The sequence below is a fragment of the Actinoplanes nipponensis genome (assembly GCF_016862275.1).
Lineage (GTDB): Bacteria > Actinomycetota > Actinomycetes > Mycobacteriales > Micromonosporaceae > Actinoplanes > Actinoplanes nipponensis.
This window is the reverse complement of record NZ_BOMQ01000063.1, coordinates 249,849-276,741: the sequence shown is the minus strand read 5'-3', so window position 1 is coordinate 276,741 and position 26,893 is coordinate 249,849. Positions and strand designations below refer to the sequence as shown.

At 71.1% G+C, this 26,893-nt stretch carries 22 protein-coding genes and 1 pseudogene; 13 read left to right on the top strand and 10 right to left on the bottom strand.

The features are described 5' to 3' along the window. Positions 1-616: 616 nt before the first annotated feature. The gene (locus Ani05nite_RS27790; RefSeq protein ID WP_203773110.1) at positions 617-1,180 is read right to left on the bottom strand and encodes a dihydrofolate reductase family protein; all 564 of its coding nucleotides are present in this window, start codon (positions 1,178-1,180) and stop codon (positions 617-619) included. A 33-nt stretch (positions 1,181-1,213) separates the two neighbouring features. Then, positions 1,214-3,226: a SpoIIE family protein phosphatase gene (locus Ani05nite_RS27785; protein ID WP_203773108.1), complete on the bottom strand. Its 2,013-nt coding sequence runs from the start codon at positions 3,224-3,226 to the stop codon at positions 1,214-1,216. A gap of 111 nt (positions 3,227-3,337) precedes the next feature. Between Ani05nite_RS27785 and Ani05nite_RS27780 the strand changes: the two genes are divergently transcribed. After that, positions 3,338-7,744: a hybrid sensor histidine kinase/response regulator gene (locus Ani05nite_RS27780; protein ID WP_203773106.1), complete on the top strand. Its 4,407-nt coding sequence runs from the start codon at positions 3,338-3,340 to the stop codon at positions 7,742-7,744. 77 nt (positions 7,745-7,821) lie between these two features. Then, the gene (locus Ani05nite_RS27775) at positions 7,822-8,370 is read left to right on the top strand and encodes a response regulator (protein ID WP_203773104.1); all 549 of its coding nucleotides are present in this window, start codon (positions 7,822-7,824) and stop codon (positions 8,368-8,370) included. A 14-nt stretch (positions 8,371-8,384) separates the two neighbouring features. Here Ani05nite_RS27775 and Ani05nite_RS42435 read toward each other — a convergent pair. The 5 genes and pseudogenes from Ani05nite_RS42435 to Ani05nite_RS27755 all read right to left on the bottom strand — a co-directional run. After that, positions 8,385-8,747, bottom strand: a pseudogene (locus Ani05nite_RS42435) (transposase family protein); the annotation flags it as partial. 88 nt (positions 8,748-8,835) lie between these two features. Then, entirely contained in the window at positions 8,836-9,957 is a 1,122-nt protein-coding gene (locus tag Ani05nite_RS27770; protein ID WP_203773102.1) for a CHAT domain-containing protein, read from the bottom strand. Then, entirely contained in the window at positions 9,954-10,193 is a 240-nt protein-coding gene (locus Ani05nite_RS27765; protein WP_203773100.1) for a hypothetical protein, read from the bottom strand. The genes Ani05nite_RS27770 and Ani05nite_RS27765 overlap by 4 nt, the downstream gene beginning before the upstream one ends. Positions 10,194-10,340: 147 nt before the next feature. Next, positions 10,341-11,156, bottom strand: coding sequence for an LLM class flavin-dependent oxidoreductase (locus Ani05nite_RS27760; protein ID WP_203773098.1), 816 nt, complete (start codon positions 11,154-11,156; stop codon positions 10,341-10,343). Positions 11,157-11,253: 97 nt separating this feature from the next. Then, the gene (locus tag Ani05nite_RS27755) at positions 11,254-11,580 is read right to left on the bottom strand and encodes an STAS domain-containing protein (protein ID WP_203773096.1); all 327 of its coding nucleotides are present in this window, start codon (positions 11,578-11,580) and stop codon (positions 11,254-11,256) included. A 131-nt stretch (positions 11,581-11,711) separates the two neighbouring features. On the opposite strand from Ani05nite_RS27755, the gene hemL reads away from it, so the two are divergent. Genes hemL through ccsB form a run of 6 tightly spaced genes read left to right on the top strand, consistent with a single transcriptional unit; the run spans position 11,712 to position 17,675 of the window. Continuing rightward, on the top strand, positions 11,712-13,058 hold the full coding sequence (hemL, locus tag Ani05nite_RS27750) for a glutamate-1-semialdehyde 2,1-aminomutase (RefSeq protein ID WP_203773094.1): 1,347 nt from the start codon (positions 11,712-11,714) through the stop codon (positions 13,056-13,058). Then, a complete protein-coding gene (locus Ani05nite_RS27745) occupies positions 13,055-13,711 on the top strand; it encodes a histidine phosphatase family protein (protein WP_203773092.1) in 657 nt (218 codons plus the stop codon). Before hemL ends, Ani05nite_RS27745 begins: the two co-directional genes overlap by 4 nt. Position 13,712: 1 nt before the next feature. Further along, entirely contained in the window at positions 13,713-14,273 is a 561-nt protein-coding gene (locus tag Ani05nite_RS27740; protein WP_203773090.1) for a TlpA family protein disulfide reductase, read from the top strand. After that, complete coding sequence (locus tag Ani05nite_RS27735) at positions 14,273-15,100, top strand: cytochrome c biogenesis CcdA family protein (RefSeq protein ID WP_203773088.1); 828 nt, start codon at positions 14,273-14,275, stop codon at positions 15,098-15,100. Before Ani05nite_RS27740 ends, Ani05nite_RS27735 begins: the two co-directional genes overlap by 1 nt. After that, a complete protein-coding gene (resB, locus tag Ani05nite_RS27730) occupies positions 15,097-16,716 on the top strand; it encodes a cytochrome c biogenesis protein ResB (protein WP_203773087.1) in 1,620 nt (539 codons plus the stop codon). The genes Ani05nite_RS27735 and resB overlap by 4 nt, the downstream gene beginning before the upstream one ends. Next, positions 16,716-17,675: a c-type cytochrome biogenesis protein CcsB gene (gene ccsB / locus Ani05nite_RS27725; RefSeq protein ID WP_203773085.1), complete on the top strand. Its 960-nt coding sequence runs from the start codon at positions 16,716-16,718 to the stop codon at positions 17,673-17,675. The genes resB and ccsB overlap by 1 nt, the downstream gene beginning before the upstream one ends. A gap of 1,342 nt (positions 17,676-19,017) precedes the next feature. Here ccsB and Ani05nite_RS27720 read toward each other — a convergent pair. Together Ani05nite_RS27720 and Ani05nite_RS27715 are read right to left on the bottom strand one after the other, a co-directional pair. Next, a complete protein-coding gene (locus Ani05nite_RS27720; RefSeq protein ID WP_203773083.1) occupies positions 19,018-19,680 on the bottom strand; it encodes a helix-turn-helix domain-containing protein in 663 nt (220 codons plus the stop codon). 1,106 nt (positions 19,681-20,786) lie between these two features. Then, positions 20,787-21,689 carry a hypothetical protein gene (locus Ani05nite_RS27715; RefSeq protein WP_239130690.1) on the bottom strand — a complete coding sequence of 301 codons (903 nt, stop codon included), beginning with the start codon at positions 21,687-21,689 and terminating at the stop codon, positions 20,787-20,789. 125 nt (positions 21,690-21,814) lie between these two features. Here Ani05nite_RS27715 and Ani05nite_RS27710 point away from each other — a divergent pair, with 125 nt between their 5' ends. From Ani05nite_RS27710 to Ani05nite_RS27690, 5 genes are read left to right on the top strand one after another with little or no spacing between them, the layout of a single operon-like run. After that, on the top strand, positions 21,815-23,275 hold the full coding sequence (locus Ani05nite_RS27710) for a menaquinone biosynthesis decarboxylase (RefSeq protein ID WP_203773081.1): 1,461 nt from the start codon (positions 21,815-21,817) through the stop codon (positions 23,273-23,275). Continuing rightward, positions 23,263-24,144 carry a menaquinone biosynthesis prenyltransferase MqnP gene (gene mqnP / locus Ani05nite_RS27705; protein ID WP_203773205.1) on the top strand — a complete coding sequence of 294 codons (882 nt, stop codon included), beginning with the start codon at positions 23,263-23,265 and terminating at the stop codon, positions 24,142-24,144. Before Ani05nite_RS27710 ends, mqnP begins: the two co-directional genes overlap by 13 nt. A 31-nt stretch (positions 24,145-24,175) precedes the next feature. Next, positions 24,176-24,703 carry a SigE family RNA polymerase sigma factor gene (locus tag Ani05nite_RS27700; protein ID WP_203773079.1) on the top strand — a complete coding sequence of 176 codons (528 nt, stop codon included), beginning with the start codon at positions 24,176-24,178 and terminating at the stop codon, positions 24,701-24,703. A gap of 1 nt (position 24,704) precedes the next feature. Beyond that, the gene (locus Ani05nite_RS27695; RefSeq protein WP_203773077.1) at positions 24,705-25,823 is read left to right on the top strand and encodes a hypothetical protein; all 1,119 of its coding nucleotides are present in this window, start codon (positions 24,705-24,707) and stop codon (positions 25,821-25,823) included. 25 nt (positions 25,824-25,848) lie between these two features. Further along, on the top strand, positions 25,849-26,484 hold the full coding sequence (locus Ani05nite_RS27690; protein ID WP_203773075.1) for a UbiX family flavin prenyltransferase: 636 nt from the start codon (positions 25,849-25,851) through the stop codon (positions 26,482-26,484). Here the strand turns inward: Ani05nite_RS27690 and Ani05nite_RS27685 are convergent. Then, positions 26,457-26,732, bottom strand: coding sequence for a BldC family transcriptional regulator (locus tag Ani05nite_RS27685; RefSeq protein WP_203773073.1), 276 nt, complete (start codon positions 26,730-26,732; stop codon positions 26,457-26,459). The genes Ani05nite_RS27690 and Ani05nite_RS27685 overlap by 28 nt on opposite strands. Between the last annotated feature and the right edge of the window lie 161 nt (positions 26,733-26,893).

Genomic DNA, 26,893 nt, shown 5'->3' with positions numbered 1-26,893 from the left:
CGCCGGATTCCGGGCTGCCGCGGCCGGAGGGACGCCGGATTCCGGGCTGCCGCGCCGCCGAGGCCGGAGGGACGCCGGATTCCGGGCTGCCACGCCGCCGAGGCCGGAGCGGCACCAGACTGCCGGGCTGCCGCGCCACCGGGACCGGACCGACACCAGACTTACCGGACCAGGACCAGGACCGAGCCCTGACCGGGCCCGGCTGCCGGGCACGCAACGCTGCCGGGCTGTCGGGTAGTCGGGTAGTCGGCTCGCCAAGGCTTCCGGGCAGGCAAGGCCGCCGGACTGCTGGGTCGCCAAGGCCAACAAGGCCGCCAGGCCGTGAGGCCGCTGAGGGACGCGGCGGCGCGAAGGCACGGAGGTGCGGAGGCGCACGGCCCAGCATCCCCGCCGGAACCCGCTGCCTTTCAGGCATGGGCACTCTGCTGCCGCCCACCTGCCAGACCCCCGCCCACCTGCGTCGAGGCTGCCGCGCGTCTCGACCGCCGGACGGCAAGGACTGTCGTGGCCTCGACCCGCCGGTCTCAACCCGCCGGGCATCCGATTTGCCGGGCCTCGACCCGCCAGCCTCGGGCTGCCGGCCGTCAAGCTCGCACCCGTCCAGCCCACCAACCCATCACCCCACCGGCGCCCCCACCCGATAACTCAGATAAGCGAACTGCCCCCGCTGCTCCACCCCCACCAACCGCACCCGAGAAGACGTCATCCGCCGCGGCAGCAACGGCGCACCGCCCCCCAACGTCACCGGCGCCACGCCCACGATCAGCTCGTCCAGCAGTCCGGCATCCGCGAACGCCCCGGCCAGCTCGCCCCCGCCGACGATCCAGATGTTCTTCTCCCCGGCCGCTTCGGCCATCGCCGCGTGGACCGGGCGCACGTCGCCCTGCACGAAGGTCAGGTTCGCCCCCGGGATCGGCGGCAGTGACCGGTGGCTGAACACCCAGGCCGGGGTGTCGCCGTAGTAGTCGGCCCATTTGATGGGGTTCTCCAGGAGCGCGTCGTGCTCCAGCACCCACTCGTAGGTGGTGGCGCCCATCGCGAAGGCGCCCACGCCGGCGAAGAACGTCCCGAACGGGTTGTCTCCGCCCTCGTCGACCTCGAACAGCCAGTCGAGGGAATTGTCGGCATCGGCGATGAAGCCGTCGATGCTGGTCGCGGTGTAGAACTGTGTCTTCGGCACGGCGTTCAGCTTGCCGCAGCGGTACGACAGAAATCAGGCGTCGTTGCGGAGCACCAGGATGGCGATGTCGTCGCGGGGTTCCTCGACCGAGAAGTTGATCGTGGTCGAGCGCAGCCGGGCCGCCATCACGTCCGCCGGGTAGCCGGCCAGCGGGGTTGCCGCGTCGGACAGGCGGGCCGTGCCGAACAGTTCGCGGCCGCGGCGCCGTTCCGTCACGCCGTCGGTGTAGAAGATCAGCGAGTCGCCCGGCTGCAGCATGACGGTCACGTCCGGCGAGGTGATGGTTTCCAGCAGGCCGAGGGCCGTGCCGCCCTCGCCCACGAACGAGGTCTTGCCGTCCGCGCGGACCAGCACCGACCGGTCGTGCCCGGCCAGGTGCAGGCAGACCCGCAGGTCCTGGCCGGCCCGGGTGACCGAGGCCATCGCCAGCGTGCAGTAGCGGCCGCCGCCGCGCTGGACCAGCGTGCGGTTCACCCGGCAGAGGATCTCGGTCATCGGCTTGCCGTCGTCCACCAGGATCCGGATCACGTCGCGGACCAGGCCGGTGACCGTGGCCGCCTGGACGCCCTTGCCGGACACGTCGCCGACCACGACCAGCCAGCTGTCGTCGCCGGCCGGGACCACGTCGTAGAAGTCGCCGCCGACCTCCGAGCCGGTCGGCACGTACTCGGCGGCGAAGCCGACGCCCGGCACGTGCGGCAGCGCCGGTGGCAGCAGCGAGGCCTGCAGCGTGCGGGCCACCTGGCGGCGTTCGTCGTGGATCCGGGCGTTGTCGATGGCCAGCGCCGCCCGGCGGGCCACGTCCTCCAGGACGGCGACCTCTTCGCCGTCGTGCCGGTGGCGCTGGTGCCGGCCCACCGCCAGGGTGCCGAGCCGCTGGCCGCGGGCCACCAGCGGCACCGCGAAGCCCTCCGGCGGGGTGCCGAACATGACCTGCTGGCCCAGCCGGGACGCTTCCTCCAGGCGGGCCAGGACGGAATCCGGCCCGGTCTCGGCCAGCGTGGCGTGCAGCATCGGTACGGCCGCCTCGTCGGCGTGGGTGGCCGCGGCGAGCTGCAGCCGGCCCCAGGCGTCCGTGGTGTGCACCGCGCACCACTGGCCGAGCCGGGGCACCACCAGCTGCGGGATCAGCGCCATCGTCAGGTTGACGTCGAGGGACTGGGCCAGCAGCTCGCTGGCCTCGGCCAGGAACGTCAGCCAGGTCTGCCGGCGCAGGTCGGTACGGCGCAGCCGGTCGTTCTCCAGGTGCAGCGAGAAGCGCTCGGCGACGATCGTGGCCAGCGGCTGGGCGTACCCGGCCGGGGACGCGTCCAGCTCCAGCTCGCCCGAGTACGGCCGTTGCACCGACAGGGGCACCCGGATCGTCTCGGCGTCGTCGCGCGGGGCCCGCCCGTGTCGGGCCAGCAGCTGGCGGCCGCCGCCGTCACCGCGGTCCAGCCGGACCACGCCGCCGGTCGCGCCGGTCAGCCGGGCCAGCCGGGACAGCAGCTCGGTGGCGAAGTCGGCCAGGGTGTCGTCGGTGTGCCGTTCGGGGCCGATCTGCAGCAGCGTGGTCAGTTCGCCGACGGTCGGGGCAGCCTCACCGTCCGTGACCGCCGCGGCGTCCGCGCCGGCCGTCTCCTTGCTCTCCAGCCGGAACCAGACGCCCTTGCCGACGCCCTCGTGCACGGTGCCCCAGCGGCTGGCGAAGTGGTCGACCAGCAGCAGCCCACGGCCGCGTTCGGCCACCTCGCCGATGTCCGACTGCTCGTTGCGGGGCCCGACGGCCAGCTGCTCGACCGGTCCCGGGGCGAAGTCGGTCACGGTGACGGTCAGGCCGGCCGGGTCGGCGTCGACCTCGATGTCCACTTCCGTGCCGGCGTGCACGACCGCGTTCGTCGACAGTTCCGTGGTCAGCAGCAGGGCCTCGTTGACGAGCGTGTCCAGCCCGGCCTGTTCGAGCACCGAGCGGACCAGGGCCCGGGCCGCGGCGGGCGTGCGCCGGTCGTTGGGCAGCCGGACCCGGCGTACGAGAGCTGCCGCGACACGTCCTGCCTCCACCGACACGACAGCATCCTCTCCCGCCGACCGGCGATGCACAAAGCCGGACCTCGCGCCGGGCCGTCCCGGCGGGGGATGATGGAGCGCCCCAACCGTTGGACAGCGAGTGAGGACAGCATGACTGCGACCCAACAGGTCAATGTCGGCGTGCCCGACGAGACCGCCGTGCTCGTCGAGCTCGCGGAGGCTCTGCGCCGGGTCAGCCGCGGCGACTTCAAGGTGCGGCTGACCCGGCGCAGCGGCGTCGCGGGCGAGGCCGCGGACGCGTTCAACGAGGTGGTGGCGCTCCAGGAGCGGCAGAACAGGGAGGTCCGGCGGATCAGCCGGATCGTCGGCCGCGACGGCCGCCTGACCGAGCGCCTGGACGAGGAGGGGCTCGACGGCGCCTGGGCGGACAGCGCCCGTTCGGTCAACTCGCTGATCGACGATCTGGGCCGGCCCACGACGGAGATCTCCCGGGTCATCGTCGCCGTCGCGGACGGTGACCTTTCGCAGCACATGGCGCTCGAGATGGACGGGCGACCCCTGCGGGGTGAATTCCTGCGCATCGGCCGGGTCGTCAACACGATGGTGGACCAGCTGTCGTCGTTCGCCGACGAGGTGACCCGGGTGGCCCGCGAGGTCGGCACCCAGGGCGAGCTGGGCGGCCAGGCCGACGTGCGCGGCGTGGCCGGCACCTGGAAGGACCTGACCGACTCGGTCAACACGATGGCGTCGAACCTGACCCACCAGGTGCGCTCGATCTCCCAGGTGGCGACCGCGATGGCCCGCGGCGACCTGTCGCAGAAGATCACTGTGTCGGCCCGCGGCGAGGTGGCCGAGCTGGCCGACACCATGAACGGCGTGACCGACACCCTGCGGCTCTTCGCCGAGCAGGTGACGCGGGTGGCCCGCGAGGTGGGCACCGAGGGCAAGCTGGGCGGCCAGGCCGACGTACCGAATGTCGCCGGCACCTGGAAGGACCTCACCGACTCGGTGAACTCGATGGCCTCCAACCTGACCAGCCAGGTCCGCAACATCGCCCAGGTCTCCACCGCGGTCGCCAAGGGCGACCTGTCGCAGAAGATCACGGTGGCCGCGCAGGGCGAGATCCTCGAGCTCAAGGACACCGTCAACACGATGGTGGACCAGCTGTCGTCGTTCGCCGACGAGGTCACGCGCGTGGCCCGCGAGGTCGGCACGGAGGGCCGGCTGGGCGGTCAGGCCCAGGTCCGCGGCGTCTCCGGTACGTGGCGGGACCTCACCGAGAACGTCAACCAGCTCGCCGCCAACCTCACCGACCAGGTCCGCAACATCTCCCAGGTGTCCACCGCGGTCGCCAAGGGCGACCTGTCGCAGAAGATCACGGTCGACGCCCGCGGCGAGATCGCCGAGCTGAAGAACACCATGAACACGATGGTGGACCAGCTGTCGTCGTTCGCCGACGAGGTCACGCGCGTGGCCCGCGAGGTGGGCTCGGAGGGCAAGCTCGGCGGTCAGGCCGAGGTCAAGGGCGTCAGCGGTACGTGGCGAGACCTCACCGACAACGTGAACTACATGGCCTCGAACCTGACCAGCCAGGTCCGCAACATCGCCTCGGTCACCACGGCCGTGGCCAAGGGCGACCTGTCGCAGAAGATCACCGTTGACGCCCGCGGCGAGATCCTGGAGCTGAAGTCGACCGTCAACACGATGGTGGACCAGCTGTCCTCGTTCGCCGATGAGGTGACCCGAGTCGCCCGTGAGGTGGGCTCGGAGGGCAAGCTCGGCGGTCAGGCCCAGGTGCGGGGCGTCGCCGGCACGTGGCGCGACCTGACCGACAACGTGAACTCGATGGCCTCGAACCTGACGGCCCAGGTCCGCAACATCGCCCAGGTCTCCACCGCGGTCGCCCGCGGCGACCTGTCGCAGAAGATCACCGTCGACGCCCAGGGCGAGATCCTGGAGCTGAAGTCGACCGTCAACACCATGGTCGACCAGCTGTCCTCGTTCGCCGACGAGGTCACCCGAGTCGCCCGCGAGGTGGGCTCGGAGGGCAAGCTCGGCGGTCAGGCCCAGGTGCGGGGCGTGGCCGGTACGTGGCGCGACCTGACCGACAACGTGAACTACATGGCCTCGAACCTGACCGCCCAGGTCCGCAACATCGCCTCGGTCACCACGGCTGTGGCCAAGGGCGACCTGTCGCAGAAGATCACGGTCGACGCCCGCGGCGAGATCCTCGAGCTCAAGGACACCGTCAACACGATGGTCGACCAGCTCTCCTCGTTCGCCAACGAGGTCACCCGGGTCGGCCGCGAGGTCGGCATCGAGGGCAAGCTGGGCGGTCAGGCCGAGGTCAAGGGCGTCTCCGGTACGTGGCGGGACCTCACCGACAACGTCAACCAGCTCGCCTCCACGCTGACCACCCAGCTGCGCGCCATCGCCGAGGTGTCCACGTCGGTGACCCGCGGTGACCTGACCCAGAGCGTGGCCGTCGAGGCCCAGGGCGAGGTCGCCGAGCTCAAGGACAACATCAACCAGATGATCGTGACGCTGCGGGAGACCACCAAGGCGAACGCTGAGCAGGGCTGGCTGGACTCCAACCTGGCCCGCATCGGCGGGCTCCTGCAGGGTCAGCGGGACCTGGGCGAGGTCTGCCGCATGATCATGACCGAGGTGACGCCGCTGGTGGACGCCCAGCTCGGCGCGTTCTTCATGGTCGACCACGAGGAGGCCGTGATGCGGCTGCGGCTGGCCGCCTCGTACGGCTACGTCGCCCGCAACAACGAGGTGACCTTCGGGCCCGGTGAGGGACTCGTGGGCCAGGCGGCCGTCTCCCGCCGTACGATCCGGGTCCGGGCGACCCACGACGGCGTCCTGACGATGCGCTCGGGTCTCATGTCGATGCCGCCGAACGACCTGGTCGTGCTGCCGGTGCTGTTCGAGGGCGAGATGCTCGGCGTGATCGAGTTCGCCTCGGTGGCCGCGTTCTCCGGGCTGCACCTGACCTTCCTCGAGCGCCTGGTGGCGGCCATCGGCGTCGCGCTCAACACCATCCAGGCCAACCGCCGGACGGAGGAACTGCTCGCCCAGTCGCAGCGGCTGGCCCGGGAGATGCAGGACCAGTCGGCCGAGCTGCAGCGCACCAACGCCGAGCTGGAGGACAAGGCCCAGCTGCTCAGCGAGCAGAAGGGCAACATCGAGACGAAGAACCGGGAGATCGAGCTGGCCCGCCTCGGCCTGGAGGAGAAGGCGCAGCAGCTGTCCCGGGCGTCGGCGTACAAGACCGAGTTCCTGGCCAACATGAGCCACGAGCTGCGTACCCCGCTGAACTCGCTGCTGCTGCTGGCCCGGCTGCTGGCCGACAACCCGGAGCACAACCTCACCGAGAAGCAGATCGAGTTCGCCCGCACGATCCACAGCGCCGGCTCCGACCTGCTGTCGCTGATCGACGACATCCTCGACCTCAGCAAGATCGAGGCGGGCCGGATGGACGTCGAGCCGGACCAGGTCGACTTCGACGGGGTCCGCAGCTACGTCGAGCAGGCGTTCATCCCGCAGGCCGAGGACAAGGGCCTGGAGCTGCGGGTGGAGATCTCACCCGACCTGCCCGACTCGATCGTCACCGACGCCCAGCGGCTCCAGCAGATCCTGCGCAACCTGCTCTCCAACGCGGTCAAGTTCACCGACACCGGTTCGGTGACGCTGAGCATCTTCCCGGCGCCGGCCGACCTCGAGTTCGACATCCCCGGGCTGGCCACGGCCCGGCAGGTGGTCGCGTTCGCGGTGCGGGACACCGGGATCGGCATCTCCGACGAGAAGCTCAGCCTCATCTTCGAGGCGTTCCAGCAGGCCGACGGCACGACCAGCCGCAAGTACGGCGGCACCGGCCTGGGCCTGTCGATCAGCCGCGAGTTCGCGGCGCTGCTCGGCGGCACCATCGTGGTGGCCTCGTCGCCCGGCGAGGGCTCGACCTTCACGCTCTACATGCCGGACGCGCTGGTCGGCGACGCCATCCCGGCGCCGGCCCTGCCGCTCCTGCCGTCCTCGGCCGGGGCCGGCGAGCCCCGCCGGTCGCTGTCGTCGCTGGACCTGCCGCTGATCACACCCCGCCCGGAGCTGGAGACGCACACGGTCAGCCCGGCCAGCCGCCAGCTCGACGGCGCCACGGTGCTGATCGTCGACGACGACGTGCGCAACGTCTTCGCGCTGACCAGCGCCCTGGAGATGCACGGCCTGAACGTGCTCTACTCCGACAACGGCGTCGACGGGGTCCGGCTGCTGGCCGAGCATCCCGAGGTCGACATCGTGCTGATGGACGCGATGATGCCGGAGCAGGACGGCTACGAGACCACCCGCGGAATCCGCCGCAACCAGCGCTTCGCGGACCTACCGGTAGTCTTCCTGACAGCGAAGGCGATGCCCGGCGACCGGGAATCGGCGCTGGCGGCGGGGGCGAGCGACTACATCACCAAGCCGGTCGACCTGGACGAGCTCATCGAGCTGATGGCCCGCTGGGTGAACGCGTCCGACAATGCCGGGATGGAGAACGAAGATGGCCTTTAGTCCGGTCAAGGGTGGCGGCGGGGTGGTTGGACGGGTGGCCTGTAGTCCGGTCAAGGGCGGCGGGAAGGTTGGACGGGATGGCTGAGCGGGCCAAGGCCCTGCTGGTCGACGACCGGCGCGACAACCTGCTGGCCCTGGAGGCGATCCTGCAGGGCCTGCCGGTGCAGGCGGTCGCGGTGGAGAGCGGCGAGGCGGCCCTCAAGCAGCTGCTCACCGACGACTTCGCGGTGATCCTGCTGGACGCGCAGATGCCCAACATGGACGGCTTCGAGACGGCCGGCCACATCAAGCGCCGGGAACGCACCCGGCATGTGCCCATCCTGTTCCTGACCGCGGCCGACCGCGACGCCCAGCTGGCCCTGCGCGGCTACGCGGTCGGCGCGGTGGACTACCTGACGAAGCCGTTCGACCCGTGGGTGCTGCGGGCCAAGGTCTCCATCTTCGTCGAGCTGTGGACCAAGACCCAGCAGCTCAAGGCCCAGGCCGAGGCCGGCCGGGAGCGCGACGCGCAGTGGCAGCGCCTGACCGAGCTGGTCGACGAGGCGGCCCGGGCGCTGCGTACGGGCGGCGAGGAGGCCGCCGGCGAGGCGCTGGAACTGCTGGAGAAGGCCCGCTGGGGCAACTAGGGCGTGTATCGAAGTCGGTGGCGCCGGTTTGGGTTCACGGCGTGGCGTTGCCGGTAGAGCTGGGGGCTGAAGGCGGGTGGGCGTCCTGGTCGGTCTTGCTCGGGATGCAGGCTCTGATCCCACGCCGGCGTAGGTAGCTGCGGTTCGGTCCAGCCACCGCGCGAGCGTCCCAGTGCATGATCGGCCGGCTCGGGTCGGACACCGCCGGCGGGCTCACGCCGCACACCGCGACGGGCGCCGGCTGCGTGCTGGTGAGCTCTGGCGATGGTCGAGTCCACGCTGACATCCCAGGTGATCACCCCGGCAGCATTCGCGCGAGCCGGCAATCCGATCACGATCTGCGCCCAGATCCCGGCACGCTGCCAGCGCCGAAACAGCGCTTCGCGACGGCCGTCCTGACCGTATCGGCGCCGGCAGCAACGCCGCCAGCAGCGCCCACTCTTCGTCTATCGATGACCGACACACCTAATTCGAGACGCGCCCCTGGGTCACATCTGCCATGTGTCGTGCGGCAGTGATGCGTTCGTTGAGCTCGAGGCCGACCCGCCGGAATTTGCGTTGCACCCGGACGCCGAACTTCCGGGGTTTACCGCACATCTGGGCCGCGTCGGGCCAGTCGACGGCGAAGCCCGCGTAGGCCAGTGCAACCTGACGTTCCGCAGGTTTCAGCCAGTCCAAGACCCGCCGAACCAGTGGAACAAAGTCGGCATGAGCTCCGCTGTCGAGCGGGGGCCTGCTGGACACCAAGTCACGCAGCGTCATCTCGCGCCCACCTGCGCCGACGTTGACGGGTTGGTCCAGAGAGGCGACGAGGGCGCCCCGCAGCTGCGTCTCCGTCAGCGGACGAAGGCAGCGTCGCTGCCGGGCGGTGGCCTGCCGTAGCTGTCGGACCGCGTCGACGTCGCTGTTCGGCAGGTCGTCCAGCTTGGCATGCAGCAGCGCAGCCTGGGCGGCGTCGATGAGGTCGGCGGTGACCCGACGGAACCCGAGCACGTCACGGACAAACCCGTCAGTCATGGCATAGCTGATTCGCGGCTCGTCGTTGACCAGGGATCGCCGCACCTCATGCGCGGCGTGCGTGACGCGCTCCGCGGCCGCTGCGGCGCTGCGGCGGGTTGATTCGTTGAAGCCTTGCCGCGACGCCGCGCCGGCCGGCATCAGGGTCGGATCAGCGAGTTCGGACCAGTGGTCCAGCGATGCCAGGAGCGCTTCGGAGAAGACGCCCGCGAGGCCGTGCCGCTGGTCCTTCCGCCAACTCGCCCGGGCGATGTCGACGGTGTCGGCGCGGACCAGCAGGTCGAGAACGTCTCCTTGGTCGGTCAGGACCGATCGGGCACCAGCGTCGAGGAGCGCCTTGGACAGGCCGGTCGCCTCTGGACAGGGGTGCGTACCGTCGGCCATCGACGTGGCGCATGCCGACAGAACGACCAGGGAGGCGCCGTGAATGGCGTTGGTGAGGTAGTCGGGCGACAGGGGCTCACCCGCCGTCAACAGCAATTCCGAGGCGTTCGTGAGGTGGCTGCTCCCGTGGCAGGAAATATGGAGCAGCAACGGCTCGTCTTCTTCGTCCGCAGCGTCCAGCGTCATTTGCCGATCACCTTGTCGAACAGCAGCACCGCGGCGCCGGCCGCGCTGGTACCCATGATGACAGCCGCAGCGGCGCCCTGACCCGCCAGGTGGGCCAAGCCGCCCGCCGCCACACCGGTGGTCGTGGTCAAAGTGAGCACCAAGGCGTCGCGAACGGAAAGCGCCAGATGCGGCCGCAGGTTGTCAGGGTTACCGTCTGGCGGTGGTGCCGTGTTACGGCGGTCGAACTCTGTCATGATCCGGCTCCTGACGGCGTGGGAAACAGTCCTCTACTGTTCAGCCGCCTCGACATGGGCACGCTGCAAAAAATCTTGATCGGTATGACGGTCCCACCGGGCGAGCTGTTGGGGAGTGCCGTCCAGGATGGATCCGTGTTGCCACGATCACGATGGGTCACCGTGGCGCAGTTCGGCGATCACCGGGGCGAACTGGCGCATGAACATGGCGTTGACTCCTATGTAGCCGATGCCCAGCTCGTCCCGGCGGCGGCGCAGCGTGCCGGCCATCGCGGCGGCGTCGCCCAGCAGGAACGCGACCCCGCCGGCCGCCGCCATCTTCCGCGCGTCGCCACCGACCATCCGGTCCAGCCACTCCGGCACCGCGTCGGCGGTCTCCGCCACCGCCGACACGTTCAGGTGCACCTCGGACGGGTCGCCGAAGCTGCGCAGCTCGGCGACCATGGCCGCCAGCTCGTGCTCCGTCGACTGCGGCGGCAGGCCGAGCGCCACGATGTCCGCCTGCTCGGCGGCCAGCCGCAGCATCCGGGGCCGGCTCGCCGCCACCAGGATCGGCGGGCTGTCCGGCAGCTCCCGGACGGCCCGGATCGTCTCCGCCACCCGGCGCAGCCGCTCGCCCGGCGTCCCGAACCGGGCGCCCAGCTTCTCCGCGTCCCGCTCCGCGCCCGGCCGTCCGCCCCCGATGCCCACCTCCAGGCGGCCGGAACTGAGCAGTTGCAGGGTGCGCGCCTCCCAGGCGACCACGCCCGGTGCGCGGTTGGGTGCGCTGAGCACATAGGTGCCGACCCGCAGCCGGTCGGTGGCGGCCGCCGCAGCGGCCAGCGCCGGGAACGGCGACAGGGTCTGCACCGTGTCGGGCACGAGCAGGGTGTCGAAGCCGAGCTCTTCCGCTTGTCGCGCGGTGGCGAGCCACTCGGCCCCGGTCCGCGCCGTCGCCGCCACCACGCCGAATCGAAAGGTCATGCCCTCAGCCTGGCCTCGCCCCGGGGCGGTGTCGTCATCCCTGGGGCGGCCCCGGTCGTACCGCGGTGGGCGTATCCCGGGGCTCGACAGGAAGCTGTCAGGTGGAGCTGGAGATCATCAGGGCGCTGCGGAGCCCGGTGATGTCCAGCACGCGCAGCAGGAAGTCGCCGACGTTGGCCAGGGCCAGCACCGCGCGGGCATGCTGGGCCTTACGGCTGAGCACCACCAGGGTGCCCAGGCCCTGCGAATCGCAGAAGGTCACGCCGGACATGTCGAGCACGATCCGGGAGGGTGGTTCCAGGAGAGTCTCGTTCACCATGGCCGACAATTCGGCGACCGTGAGCACGTCGATCTCCCCGGCGAGGTGGAAGACAACCTCGTCGGGGGCTCGCTCAACCGCGATGGACAGCTCCGGGCGCTCCACCCGGTCAGCCTATCGCGGGTGGCGGAATCCAGCCTGTTGGGCATGGTTCATCCGCCCGCTCCACCCACCGATCGTGACCTGTACAACCCGCCCCCGGGGCTGCTACGCGGCCGCGGCCCGGCGCTGACAGAATGGGATTCACCGTGACCACCGCAAACCGTGCCGCGGGCAGTCCGTACCCGGACGAGGCCCCGGTCTCCCAGGCCCTGTTCGACCGCGCCCAGGCCATCGTGCCGGGCGGGGTCAATTCACCCGTGCGTGCGTTCAAGTCCGTGGGCGGTACGCCCCGGTTCATGGCGCGCGGCGAGGGCCCGTGGATGGTCGACGCCGACGGCCGCCGCTACGTGGACCTGGTCTGCTCGTGGGGCCCGCTGATCCACGGGCACGCGCACCCGGCGATCGTGGCCGCCGTGCAGGCCGCCGCCGCGCTCGGCACCAGCTTCGGCACGCCGACCGAGGGCGAGGTGGAGCTGGCCGAGGAGATCGTCCGGCGCACCCCGGTCGAGCAGGTACGCCTGGTCAGCTCCGGCACCGAGGCGACGATGACCGCGATCCGGCTGGCCCGCGGCTTCACCGGGCGCAGCAAGATCGTCAAGTTCGCCGGCTGCTACCACGGCCACGTCGACGCGCTGCTGGCCGCGGCCGGCTCGGGCGTCGCCACGCTGGGCCTGCCCGATTCGCCCGGGGTGACCGGTGCGGCGGCCAGCGAGACCATCGTGCTGCCGTACAACGACGTCGCCGCGGTCGAGGCCGTGTTCCGGGACAACGACGACATCGCCGCGATCATCACCGAGGCCGCGGCCGGCAACATGGGCGTGATCGCGCCGCGCGCGGGCTTCAACCGCCGGCTGGCCGAGCTGGCCCACGCCGCCGGCGCGCTGCTGATCGTCGACGAGGTGATGACCGGTTTCCGGGTGTCCCCGGGCGGCTGGGCCGGGCTGGAGCCGGTCGACGCCGACCTGTTCACGTACGGCAAGGTCATGGGCGGCGGCCTGCCCGCCGCGGCCTTCGGCGGGCGCACCGAGATCATGAGCCGGCTGGCCCCGGCCGGGCCGGTCTACCAGGCCGGCACGCTCTCCGGCAACCCGCTGGCCTGCGCGGCCGGGCTGACCAGCCTGCGGCTGGCCGACGACGCCGTCTACAAGCGCCTCGACGAGCTGTCCGCCACCGTGGGCGCGCTCGCCTCGGAGGCCCTGACCACCGCGGGCGTCCCGCACCGGCTGTCCTACGCGGGCAACATGTTCTCCGTCTTCTTCACCGAGGCCGAGGTCGTCGACTACGACTCGGCGAAGACCCAGGACGCGGCCGCGTTCAAGGCGTTCTTCCACGCGATGCTCTCCCGCGGGGTCTACCTGCCGCCGAGCGCGTTCGAGTCGTGGTTCGTGTCGGCGGCGCTCGACGACGCCGCGTTGGAGCAGATCGGCGCGGCGCTGCCGGCGGCAGCGCGCGCGGCGGCGGCAGCGGGGGGAGCACGTTGAGCGAGCCGACCAGGACCACGGTGCACGTGCTGCGGCACGGCGAGGTCCACAACCCGGGCAAGATCCTGTACGGCCGCCTGCCCGACTTCCACCTCTCGGAGCTGGGCCGGCAGATGGCCAAGGCGGCCACCGAGGCGCTCGCCGACCGCGACGTGACGCACGTGGTGGCCAGCCCGCTGGAACGCGCCCAGGAGACGGCCGAGCCGTTCGCGGCCCACTTCAAGCTGGAGACCGCCACCGACACCCGGCTGATCGAGAGCGCGAACTTCTTCGAGGGCAAGAAGGTGTCGGTCGGCGACGGCGCGTTCAGCAACCCACGCAACTGGTGGGTGCTGCGCGACCCGATCACCCCGTCCTGGGGCGAGGCGTACCTGCAGATCGCGCAGCGGATGTTCGCCGCGGTCCAGGCCGCCCGGGTCGCCGCCGAGGGCCACGAGGCGGTCTGCGTCTCGCACCAGCTGCCGATCTGGACCCTGCGCCGGTACGTCGAGCGCAAGCGCCTCTGGCACGACCCGCGCCGCCGCCAGTGCGGCCTGGCCAGCCTGACCTCGTTCGTCTTCTCCGACGCGAAGGTGGTCGGCATCGAGTACGCCGAGCCGGCCGCCGCCCTGGTGGCCATGTCGCCCGGCGCCCGGACCGCCAAGGGGGCCTGACGTGCGCCGGCTCGCCGCAGTGGTGCTCACCGCCGCCGTCGCGGCCGGTGCCCTGGCCGGCTGCGGCAGCGAGAGCTGGGAGAAGAAGTGCTCGACCAACGCCGACCGGGTCATCGAGTGCTCCCCGGACCAGCGCCCGGAGGCCCGGGCGGTCACCGGTGAGCTGCTCGACGGCGGACCGTACGACGTCGCGCGGGACCGGGGCAAGGTCGTCGTGGTCAACTTCTGGGGTTCCTGGTGCAACCCGTGCCGCGCGGAGGCCGACGACCTGGAGACCGTCTACCAGGCCACCAAGGCGAGGAACGTGACTTTCGTGGGGGTCAACTCGCTGGACGACCGGGACGCGGCCAAGGCGTTCGAGCGCAGCTTCGGGGTGACCTATCCGAGCGTCTACGACCGGAGCGGCAGCGTGGCCCTGAAGTTCGACGTCACCCAGGTCAGCACGCCGCAGACGCTGATCCTGGACCGCCAGGGCCGGATCGCCGCCGCCGTCCGGGGCGCCACCACGGCCGGCGTGCTGCAGCCGGTGGTGGAGCGGATCGCCGCCGAGGAGCCGGGCTGATGGGTGACACCTTCGCCGACATCGCGACCAGTGGTCCTCTGCTGCTGGCCATCGGCGCGGCCGCGCTCGCCGGGCTGGTCAGCTTCCTGTCGCCCTGCGTGCTGCCGCTCATGCCCGGCTACCTGTCGTACGTGACCGGGCTGGCCGGCGCCGACCTCGACGCCGCGCTGGGCGTGCGGCCGCCGGAGGAGCCCGCGGGCGGATCCGTGGCGGTGCGGACCCGGCCGCCGGAGACCCGGGCCCCCGGCCGGGGCCGGGTGCTGGCCGGGACGGTGCTGTTCGTGGTCGGCTTCTCCGTGGTCTTCATGCTGCTGGCCACGCTGGTGGCCAACATCGGGCTGGCCCTCAAGACCCACGAGCGCACCCTCAACATCGTGCTCGGCGTGCTGATCATCGTGCTCGGCCTGCTGTTCCTGGGCGTGGTCCCGGGCCTGCAGGGTCAGGCCCGAATCCGCTGGCTGCCCAACGCCGGGCTGGCCGGGGCGCCGGTCTTCGGGGCGCTGTTCGGCCTGTCCTGGCTGCCCTGCACCGGGCCCACCCTCGGCGCGGTGCTCGGCCTGGCCACCACCAGCGGGCAGACCGACCGGGCGGTGGTGCTGGCGCTGGCCTACAGCCTCGGGCTGGGCGTGCCGTTCGTGCTGTTCGGGCTCTTCTTCCGCCGGCTGCTCGGCGTCTTCAAGGCGGTGCGCCGCAACAGCCGGTGGGTGACCCGGGTCGGCGGCGTGCTGCTCATCGCGGTCGGGGTCGCCCTGGTCACCGGCGGCTGGAACAGCTTCCTGATCTGGTTGCTGACCACCTTCAACTTCGACGCCGGGACGCTGCTGTGACCGCCGTCGACCAGCGCCCGGCGCCCGCGGCCGAGCCGCCGCCGCGCCGGCCGAACCGGGCCTGGGCGCTGCTGCGCAACTCCTGGCGCCAGCTCACCAGCATGCGGACCGCCCTGGTGCTGCTGTTCCTGCTCGCGGTGGCGGCGATCCCCGGCTCGGTGCTGCCGCAGCGCGCGGTCAACGCCGAGAACGTGGCCGGCTACTTCCGCGACCATCCCGACCTGGCCCCGGTGCTGGACCGGCTGGGCGGCTTCGACGTCTACGCGTCGCCCTGGTTCGCGTCGATCTACCTGCTGCTGTTCACCTCGCTGGTCGGCTGCGTGGTGCCGCGGCTGCTCGACCACGCGCGGGCGCTGCGCACCGTACCCCCGGATGCCCCTCGCCGGCTGGAGCGGCTGCCGCAGCACGCGGCGGCAGAACCGCGACCCGGCGATCCGGCCGCCGTGGCCGCCGCCATCAAGGCGGCGCTGCGCGGCCGGCGCTTCCGCACCGTCGTGCGGGAGCGGCCGGACGGCACGTGGACGGTGTCGGCCGAGAAGGGTTTCCTCAAGGAGACCGGCAACCTGCTGTTCCACTTCGCGCTGCTCGCGGTGCTGATCGGGGTCGGCTTCGGGCACTGGTACGGCTGGCACGGCAACCGCCTCCTGCTCGAGGGCACTGATGTGGGCTTCTGCAACTCCCTGGCCCAGTACGACGAGTCCTCGCTCGGCCCCCGCCTGGGCCCGGCCGACCTGCCGTTCTTCTGCCTGCGGCTGACCGACTTCCACGCGACCTACCAGAGCAACGGCCAGCCGAAGACGTTCGGCGCGGACGCCGACGTGCAGACCGAGCAGGACGGCCCGTGGCGGCCGGTCGCGTTCACGGTCAACCACCCGCTGCGCCTGTCGCAGGCCAACGTGCACCTGCTCGGCCACGGCTACGCGCCGATCCTGCGGTTCACCGACCGCTTCGGCCAGCAGCAGACCAGGACCGTGCCGTTCCTGCCGCGCGACCAGATGCTGACCAGCGAGGGCGTCGTGCAGTTCCCCGACGTCAACATCGACCCGAAGACCGGCAAGCGCGACGAGGACCTCCAGGTCGCCTTCGAGGGCGTGTACCTGCCGACGGTGGACCCGGCCGGCGGCGCGACCTCGATCTTCCCGGCCGAACGGGAGCCGGCGCTGTTCCTGACGGCGTACCGGGGCAACCTCGGGGTCGACGCCGGGCTGCCCGGCTCGGTCTACGCGCTGGACCGCGGCCAGCTGGCCAACGGCGAGCTGAAGCAGGTCAGCGGCCAGCGGCCGCAGCGCCTGACGGTGGGCCAGAGCTGGACCCTGGACGACGGCACCAAGCTGGAGTTCCTCGGCACCCGGCAGTTCGCCACCCTGGCGGTGCGGTACGACCCGACCCAGCCGCTGGTGCTGGGCGGCGCGGTGCTGGGCCTGCTCGGGCTGATGCTGTCGCTGTCCGGGCACCGGCGCCGGGTGTGGTTCCGGGTTACGCCCCCGGCCGGGCCGGAAGCCGGCGGCGGCGGTAGTTTGGTGGAGGCCGGTGGCCTGCCGCGTACCGACTATCCGGGCTTCCGCGAGGAGTTCGAGCAGGTCGTGGCCGCGGCCCGGGATGAGAGGACGCCGTGATGGCGGAGTTGTCGGACCAGTTGATGGCGTTCACCGTGCTGGCGTACCTGGCCGCGATGGTCTGCTACGCCGCCGAGTACGCGTTCGGCAACCGCAGCCACATCGGCCGCGCAGCCACCCGGCAGCTCGTTGGCGCCGGCGCGCCCGCGGAGGCCGTCGAGCCGGAACCCGAGCCCGCCCCGCCGCGTGACCGCGGCGCGCTGCTCGGCAAGATCGGCGTCGGCCTGACCTGGCTCGCCTTCGCGCTGCACCTGGGCACGGTGGTCACCCGCGGCATCGCGGCGCACCGCATGCCGTGGGGCAACATGTACGAGTTCATCCTGGCGGTCACGCTCGTCGGCTCGGCGGTCTGGCTGGGCGTGCTCACCCGCAAGCCGGCCGTCCGCCACCTCGGCCTGTTCGCCGCGCTGGCGCTGGTCGTGCTGCTCGGGGCGGCCGGGCTGATCGCGTACACGCCGGTGAGCCCGCTGGTCCCGGCGCTGAACTCCTACTGGTACGTCATCCACGTCTCGACGATCATCCTGGCCTCGGGCATCCTGCTGATCGGAGCGGTGCCGGCGGCGATGTTCCTGGTCCGCACCGGCTACGACGCCGGCAAGCGCAGCTTCCCGTACACGCTGGGCGCGAAGGTGCCGCCGGCCGAGATGCTGGAGCGGCTGACCTTCCGGCTGCACGCGTTCGCGTTCCCGCTGTTCACCTTCGGCGCGCTGATCGCCGGACCGCTGTGGGCCGAGGCGAGCTGGGGCCGGTACTGGGGGTGGGACCCCAAGGAGGTGTGGGCGTTCATCTCCTGGGTGGTGTACGCGGCTTACCTGCACGCCCGGGCCACTCCGAGCGTGAAGCGGACGACGGCTACGTGGATCGCGCTGGTCGGGTTCGTGACCATGCTGATGAATCTGTTCGGGGTGAATTTGTTCTTCGAGGGGTTGCATTCCTATGCCAACGCCGGGGGGATGTAGCTCGGGGATCTTCGCCGGGTTAGATCAAGATCAAATTATTGTCGTGCCTGGTTGCAGATAACTGACCGTCGCTCCCGCCGGTTGCCGGGTGCGTGCTTGGGGCTGTCTGGCTGACCTTTGCGGGGGGCCGGGGCTTTGCGGGCGGTGTCGCTTTGCGGCGGCTTGGCGCTTGGCGCTTGGGTGAAGCTTGGCGCCTGCGGCCTGCCGCCTGCGTGGCTCTTGCGGGCTGCGTGGCGCCTTGGGGTTGCCTGGCCGTGCTGAGTTGCATGCCTTTCCGCTTTTGGTGGGCTTCCCGGTCGCGCAACGGCTTCTGTTGTTGCTGGTCAGCACCCTTGTCGACGACCCACTCTCGCCGGATCTTGTGGCGCCACGGCCCGAAAATATGACTCCCGCTCTTCAAGATCCGCACGCACACACGGGTGGGGCAGGCGCCGCACGGCGGCTTCTGCGCGGCGGCTTCTGCGCGGCGGCTTCTGCACGGCGACTTCCGCACGGCGGCTTCCACTCAATGCCCTCGCTCAATGTCCACGCCAGCCCCACCCACTTGGCGGCAAGCCCACTGCGGCATGCATCCTGCATCCAGAGCGCCTCCAGCACCATCGAGCGTCAGCTCCAGCAACAACTGCTAATCGGCCTCAGCAGCCGGTTGAGGCACGGCGTGGGTGCCGAAACCAGGCAAGGCAACCGGCCCCAGTCTCGCGGGCGGCCGCGCCCTGTGTCGACACGACGCTGAATGGGCGAGCATCCGACCTATGGTGCCACCCTCAAGGCTCGAGGCCGCCAGCACAGCGCGGCCGCGCAGGCAGCGCCGGTTGCTGCACCCGGTCGCCACCCGAGCCGAGGTGGTGGGCCCGATCGGCCCCGGCCGGGCCGGGCCACCAGCGGCGCGGTCCGTGCTCGTCGTCCGCCGGCACCCCGTTTCGGGCCCCAGCTCCGCCGGCGCCACAGCGAGGCGGCGGCGGCCGGCCAGCCTGATCGCCGGTGCCCGGGAACCGGGCGACAGGTCGGCTGTTACTGGTGGCCACGCGGGATGGGGCTGCTTATGACGGAAACAGTCGGCGCGGGCGGCATTCGGCACAGGCGGGACCGATTGACCACGCCGGGGCCGACAAGCATGCCAGCCGGATCGCCGCGGTAACACCCAGCTGGGCGCGGCCTTCGGCACGGTGGAACCGTCGCTCGGCCAAAGGCAGCGGCCGGCGCGAGGGAAGCGGGCGCTGCCGGACCAGCCCACTCCGCGCCCGGCGACCTGGTCACGAAGCTCGGCACCCGCGCCGAGCCGCACGCCCGGCACGAGCGGGGCTTACCGGTGATGGGTCCCCCGTGGCGGCGGGGGACTTGCTCACCGGCCGAGCACCTGCCGGTTCAGGCCGGCGGCCGGCGCCTGGACGGACCAGCCGCCCACGGACCCCGGCGCGGTCCCGCCGGACTGCCCTCCCTGGCGGTGCCACCCGCTGTGCAACGCGGGGTCGACGACCCAGCTGCCGCACTCCGGGCATGTGTACCCGGCCCCCGCGGCCGTCGATTTGGCGCTCGCGTCGGTGCCCGGGGCCGGCGGCGCGGCGGCGCGTTCCCGGAGCGCTCCCGGTCTGCGGCGGAGCGTGTTGGCCGCCGTCCAGAGGTGGAACCACTCCTGGACCACGGTCTGGGTCGGCACGCCCAGCTCGACGGCGAGGTCTTCGACCAGCGGCCAGGACGGCAGCATCTTGCCGGCGAACACTTTGGACAGCGTGCCCTTGCTGTAGTGGACGGCCTCGCTGAGCACGCCCAGCGCCGGCTTGCCCGCGTTCACGTGGGCGAAGGTGAGGCGCTCGGCCAGTTCCCGGACGGCGGTCTCCGGGTCCATCAGCTTGGCCCTCATCCGGGCCACCTCGTGTTCGCGCGCGAGGGCCTGGCTGGTCGGCCGGCCGGTGCCACCGGGCACCTTGGGGCTGCGGGCCGGGGCGGGACCGGCGCGGTGCCGGCCGTGGTCGGGCTCTTCGAAGCCCCGCGACGGACCGATCATCACACCCGTCCGGGAGATCGGCGCATGTCACTATCAGTCACTGCTATTGCTCCTTGTGTGATGGTGCGGAAAGGGTCTGGTCTCGGGCCGGAGCTCAAGGGAAAGCGATGCGGTCCGTTCGTGGGCGGGCCGCGGTTCCGGGTCGATTGTGCACCAGGCAACCGGCGTATTCCACCACGCAGCGTCGTGGTTGCGCGGTCCCGGAAAGTCTGATCTAGGTGCAACTTGCACGGCCGGGGGCGGCTCGGTGGTTTGTCGACCGCCGGTCGGGAATGGCGTACCCGCGGGTAGGGTGGCCGGGGCCGAGGAAAAGGGGCCGGACCGGCGTCCGGTGGACACCGGGCCGACCCCCCGATCACTTCCGGAAGAGTGCCACGACAGCTGCTTTCCGGGTCCTGCTCATTCGACGCCGGCCCGAGACCAGTCAGACGCGCCATCGAGCGGAAATTCGCCGACTTCCGCGCGCCCACCATACCGGCGGCGCGGCTCGATCTCCACCAAGCCGGCCGAAGGCGCAGGCGAGGGCCTTGATGATCGTCCTCAGGGCGCGGCGGCGGCGCGGCCCCGGGCCGGGCCGCTCCGCCTGATTCCGCTCTCACCAGGCCATTTCACAAATATGATGATCGTCCGGTTGGCGCTGCCCGCCGCGGGCCGCGGAAAACTGATCATCGTGCTCGCCGCGCCGTCCAGGTGGAGACGAATACCCTTTCGAGGGATCGTGCCGCCGAGCGGCCGACCGTCGGGCGCCTTTCGTGAATCAGCGTCGGTTGGTTGATGGCCGCCGTCGTCGTGTTATCGCGATGGGAGATCGATGCTCGGGAATAGCGGATCTGCTCGGAGTTGCGTCGACCTTTTCCGGCGGCTGGTGGGAATGCCATTTCCCGGCTTGGAGTCGAGCTTTCGAAACCCGATGAAGGCGCGAGCGCCGGGTCCGCAATTTACCTTAAGTTATATAAGTGGCATAAGCCAGGTATGGCGGTTCATGGTTACGAAGCGTGACGTCGCCAGCTCGCGGTGAGACCGTTGCGAATATTTTCCTGACGTCAACTACCGCGTGTCGGGTCGCCGACTCATCGGCCCTGAGACGCGCCGGCGACGCCCAGGGCTTACCGCCTACGGCGAGGCGACCGCCGGCTCGCGCAGTCACCGGCTGTCCAGGTGTCGTAGCGGGTCACCCAGTTCAGGCAGAAGCCGCCCGCCCGCTGCTGGGCCAGGTCCCCGACCTGGGTGTCGACGTCGTCGCGCCAGTAGCGGGCCGCGCCACCCTCGGCCGGACGGAGCTGCACGTTGTCCACGGTCACCGGCGGTACCACCACCCGGGCCGGGCGGCTCGGGTCGACGTGGACCTCGACGTACTGCTCGACGTACGCGCGGGAGCCGACCGGCAGCCGCTGGGCGGTCAGCAGGTTCCACCGGTTGTTCCACCAGAGCCACGCCTGCCACACGTTGTCCCCGTCGGTGTGCAGGTCCAGCCACACCTTGTCGCCCGGCTTCAGCGCGTACTGGTCGTAGAACTGCCAGGTGTGGGAGTTGGTGTCGAACGTGTAGATGCGCTGGCGGCCCGCGTTCGCCCAGCCGGTCTCCGCCCAACCGGCCTCCAGCCAGGCGATCGAGCCGCCGCCCACGTCGCGCTTGACCATGAAGCGCCCGGCCACGAAGTCGTACGTGTTGCGCCGGACCGCGCCGTCCACGATGCCGATCCGGCCGGTGACGCCGCGCCACTCGTCGCCGGTGCCCGCGCCCAGGTGGTGGTAGCCGCTCGGGGTGGCCCGGTCGCGCATCCGGTCCAGCCGGACGCCCGACTCCAGGATCCGCCCGGCGGCCCGGCACGCCTTGCGGGCGTACCGTCCGGCCGGCTCGGTCGGCGCTGTGACAGACGCCTCACCCCGCGGGCAGGTGGGCAGCCGGTCGCGGTGGCGCGAGGCGGCCGGATCGGTCGGCGCCAGGCCCGTGACCAGCGCTGTTACCAGCCCTGTCAGGGCGCACCAGCGCACCACGGACCGGAACATCACGCCACCCACCTCGCCCCTGACCAGCCCGGAAACTCCGTCTCTGTGCCAACGCCGGACGAGATCCCGCGGTGACGGTTCCCGCCGGCTGATCAATTGCCGTCCCGTGGTGCGAGACTGGGAACATGGCTGCCAAGGGCTTCCCGTACCACGATCTGCAGAGCTTCATCGCGGCGCTGGAGGCCGCCGGTGAGCTGCGCCGGGTTCGCGTGCCGGTCGATCCGACGCTGGAGATCAGCGAGATCGTCACCCGGACCGTGCGGGCCGGCGGCCCGGCCCTGCTCTTCGAGCGCCCGACCCGCGGTGACATGCCGATCGTCGTCAACCTCTTCGGTACGGAGAAGCGGATGGCGATGGCGCTCGGGGTGGACAGCCTCGACGACGTCGGCAACCGGATCGGCTCGCTGATCCAGCCCGAGCTGCCGGTCGGCTGGTCCGGCATCCGCGAGGGCATCGGCAAGGTGCTCCAGCTCAAGTCGGTCCCGCCCAAGAAGGTCAAGAGCGCCCCCTGCCAGGAGGTCGTGCTGAAGGGCGACGAGGTAGACCTGGGCAAGCTGCCCGGCCTGCAGGTCTGGCCGGGCGACGGCGGCATCTTCCACAACTACGGGCTGACCCACACCAAGCACCCGGAGACCGGCAAGCGCAACCTGGGCCTGTACCGCCTCCAGCAGCACTCGCGGAACACGCTCGGCATGCACTGGCAGATCCACAAGGACAGCACCGCGCACCACGCGGTCGCCGAGCGCCGCGGCGAGCGGCTGCCGGTGGCGGTCGCGATCGGCTGCGACCCGGTGGTCAGCTACGCGGCCAGCGCGCCGCTGCCCGGCGACATCGACGAATACCTGTTCGCCGGGTTTCTGCGCGGGGAGCGGGTCGAGATGGTCGACTGCGTGACCGTGCCGCTGCAGGTGCCGGCCCAGGCCCAGATCGTCCTGGAGGGCTATCTGGAGCCGGGGGAGCGGGCGCCCGAGGGGCCGTTCGGCGACCACACCGGCTTCTACACGCCCGTCGAGCCGTTCCCGGTGCTGCACATCGAGTGCATGACCATGCGCCGGCAGCCGGTCTACCAGTCCATCGTCACGTCGAAGCCGCCGCAGGAGGACCACGGCCTCGGCAAGGCCACCGAGCGGATCTTCCTGCCGCTGCTCAAGATGCTGATCCCGGACATCGTCGACTACGACATGCCGGCCGCCGGGGTGTTCCACAACTGCGTGATCGTGTCGATCCGCAAGCGCTACCCGAAGCACGCGCAGAAGATCATGAACGCGGTCTGGGGCGCCCACCTGATGTCGCTGTCCAAGCTCATCGTGGTCGTCGACGAGGACTGCGACGTGCACGACTACAACGAGGTGGCGTTCCGGGCCTTCGGCAACGTCGACTACGACCACGACCTGCTCGTCACCCAGGGGCCGGTGGACCACCTCGATCACGCCTCCTACCAGCAGTTCTGGGGTGGCAAGGCGGGGCTCGACGCGACCCGTAAGCTGCCCGGCGAGGGCTACACCCGTGGCTGGCCGGAGGAGATGACCATGGCGGACGAGGTGGTCGCGCTGGTCGACAAGCGGTGGAAGGAATACGGGCTGTGACAGTGGCCGCCCCGGGTCGCGTGCGCTCGTTCCTGCGCCTGGTCGCGATCGAGCACTCGGTCTTCGCGCTGCCGTTCGCGTACCTGTCGGCTTTCGTCGCGATGGACGGCGACTACCGCTGGCTGGATCTGCTGCTGATCACCATCGCCATGGTGGCGGGGCGGACCTTCGCCATGGCGGCCAACCGGATCCTCGACCGCAAGATCGACGCGCAGAATCCCCGTACCCGCAACCGCGAGCTGGTCACCGGGGCGGTGAGCGTGCGCACGGCCTGGACCGGCGCCGCGGTGTCCCTGGTCCTGCTCTTCGTGGCCGCGGGCCTGCTCAACCCGCTCTGCCTGCTGCTGTCGCCGCTCGCGGTGATCCCGCTGGTGATCTACCCGTACGCGAAGCGGTTCACCGACTTCCCGCACTACGTGCTGGCGCTGGCCCAGGCGGTCGCGCCGGTCGGCGCCTGGCTGGCCATCACCGGTACGTTCGACGGCTCCCGCCCGGCGTGGGTGCTGGGCGCCGCGGTCGGGCTGTGGATCGGCGGCTTCGACATCATCTACGCCTGCCAGGACGTCGAGGTGGACCGGCGGATCGGGGTGCACTCCACGCCGGCCCGCTTCGGGGTGCGCACCGCGCTGCACATCTCCACGGTCACTCACGTGCTGACGTTCGCCCTGTTCGTGTGGTTCGGCCAGCTCGCCGGCCTGGGCTGGCTGTGGTGGGTGGGCCTGGCGCTGACCGCGGTGGCCTTCGCGTACCAGCACATCGTGGTCACCGAGCGCGATCTCTCCAAGGTCAACCGGGCCTTCTTCACGGCGAACGGCTTCGTGGGCATCGCCCTGTTCGTCTTCGCCCTGCTCGATCTGATTCTGCTGTAACTTTCCGGCGGCCGCCGTCCGTCTATCTGCTGTGAGTGACAGAGACCGGGAGTTCAGCGACTTCGTAGCCGCGCAGATGGAGCCGCTGCGCGGGCTCGCCTACCTCACCTGCGGCGACTGGCAGGCGGCCGAGGACGCGGTCCTCGTCGCGCTGGCCAAGCTGTACGTGAAGTGGCGGCGCATCGACAACCCGGCCGCGTACGCGCGGACCGCCGTGGTCCGCGCGGCGATCGACGAGACCCGGCGACCGTGGTGGCGGCGTGAGCGCGCGCAGAGCAACGCCATGCCCGACCGGCCCGACGCGCGGGACGACACCAACGCGGTCGACGAACGGCTGCGCATCCGCGAGGCCCTGCAGAAGATCCCCGCGCGGCTGCGTGCCGTGCTGACCCTGCGCTACCTGGAGGGGCTGAGCATCCAGGAGACCGCCGAGGCCCTGGGGTGCCCGGAAGGAACCGTCAAGAGCTACACCTCGCGGGGCCTGGAGGCGCTGCGTGCCGCCATGGGCGCCGAGGTGTTCGTCAGTAGGGAGAATTACCGTGCCGCACGAGCTGTCTGAGATGTTGAGGGACGCCCAGGCGGATGCGCCGCCCCCGCGCTACGGCGTGCAGGACGCGCTGCGGGCCGGGCGCAAGCGCCAGCAGCGGCGCCGGGCGCTGTGGGCCGGCACCGGATCGGCCGCCGCGGTGCTGGCCGTCGCCGCGGCTGTCGCCGTGCCGCAGCTGTTGCCTGCCGGCTCCGGCAGGTCCACGACGGTGAACGCCGGATCGACCACCGCCTCGAAGGCTCCGGCGAAGGCGCCGTTCGCGTATCCGTCCACCGCCTTCTCCGGCACGTTCGCGAAGTACACGGTGGGAGACCTGACCGTCGACGGCACCGTGCTGGTGACCCCGGGCTACCAGGTCGCCTCGATCACGGCGCCGGGCCGGGGCCAGGCGTACGAGGACGAGAACGGTGACCGCTACTACGCCCCGAACGTCATCGGGCACGTGGTGACGTACGCGAAGGGCGTCTTCGACCCGTCCCGGGCCCGCAAGGACCCCAAGGCGGGCGCCGGCTACTTCCACGCGGGCGAGAAGAAGCAGGCGATCAAGCCCGGCCTCCCGGCGCCGTACGCCGAGTCCACCTACACCTGGAAGTACGCCGACGACGCCTGGGCGCAGGTCATCGTCGGGGGCGGGCTCAAGTACCCCGCGACCAAGCTGGCGTCGATCGCCCAGGGCCTCACCGGGGGCGCCGAGCAGCCGGTGAAGGTCGGCCTCAGGCTGGGCTACGTGCCCGCGGGCTTCGCGCTCGGAGCCGCCGGGACGACGTCGGACTACCTCGGGGCCACCTTCGACGGCACGTCCTACCTGCGCCTGATCAAGGGCGAGTTCCCGTACGAGAAGCTCACCGGCACCGTCGGCGATCCGTTCATCGTGCGGGACAAGCAGCTCCCGATCCTGTCGTTGCAGATCTACCCGGCGCGGGAGCAGAAGTACGACGCGCCCGGTACCGCCGCCTACTGCCCGCAGGAAGGACTCTGCTACCGCTACACGGCCGACAAGAAGTTCTTCGTCGAGCTCAACGGCGGCGGCTTCATCGGCAACACCGAGATGCTCAAGATGCTCAACAGTGTGACGTTCGCCAATCCCGCCGACCGGTCGACCTGGTTCGCGGCCACGGAGGCCGTCGGCTGATCATCTCCTGGGGCATGCTGGGAGGATGCGCACCCCGTGGATCGTCGGTGTCTCCGGAGCTTCCGGCACGCCGTACGCGAAGGCCGTCCTGAGCGGGCTCCTCGATGCCGGCGAAGCCGTCGACCTGGTCGTCTCCAAGGCGGCCAGGTTGACGCTGCTCGACGAGACCGGCGCCACCGTACGGGACGCGCACTGGAAGGACGACGTGGCGGCCTGGCTCGGCCGCGACCTGGGCGACCTGGCCTACTGGCCGGCGGGGGACCTGGCGGCCGGCCCGAGCAGCGGCTCGTACCCGGCCAAGGGCATGGCGGTCGTGCCCGCGAGCACGGCCGCCTGCGCGGGCATCGCGATCGGCTTGTCCAAGGATCTGCTGCAGCGCGCCGCCGAGGTGAACCTCAAGGAGCGGCGCCGGACCGTGGTGGTGCCCCGGGAGACCCCGGTGACCCGCAGTCATCTGGAGCACCTGATCGCCCTGCACGACGCCGGCGCGGTGGTGCTGCCCGCCAGCCCCGGCTTCTACGGTTCCGGGGCGCAGGCGACCGCGGCCCAGCTGGTCGACTTCGTGGCGGGCAAGGTGCTGGACGCTCTCGGCGTACCCCACCGGCTCTTCAAGCGATGGGCCGGGGAGCTGAATCAGCGCAGTCCGTTGGGCGGTCCGTAGCTCTGGCCCGGATTGGCCGGCCCGCCGTTGCGCGGGCGGTTGGCCGCGTCGTCCTCGCGCATCTCCTCGACCACGCCGTCGCCCTCGAGCAGCGCCCGCACCTCGGACTCGCGGAACCGGCGGTGGCCACCCGGAGTACGGATGCTGCCGATACGTCCGGCGGCCGCCCAGCGCGTGACCGTCTTCGGGTCCACCCGGAACAGCGCGGCCACCTCCCCGGGCGTCAGCAGTCGATCTCCTGTGTCCACGGCCCTCTCCTCGCGTCGTGTTGGAGCGCCGGTGGTCACAGTGCGTGTCGGCGTGCTCGATCGGGACGTAGTGCCATTAGAGCATCGCCAAAAACAGCAAGTCGCTGAAATGCGGAAAAAGCCCCGATTGCGACGTTGACCATTATCCTTGCCGCGTCCGG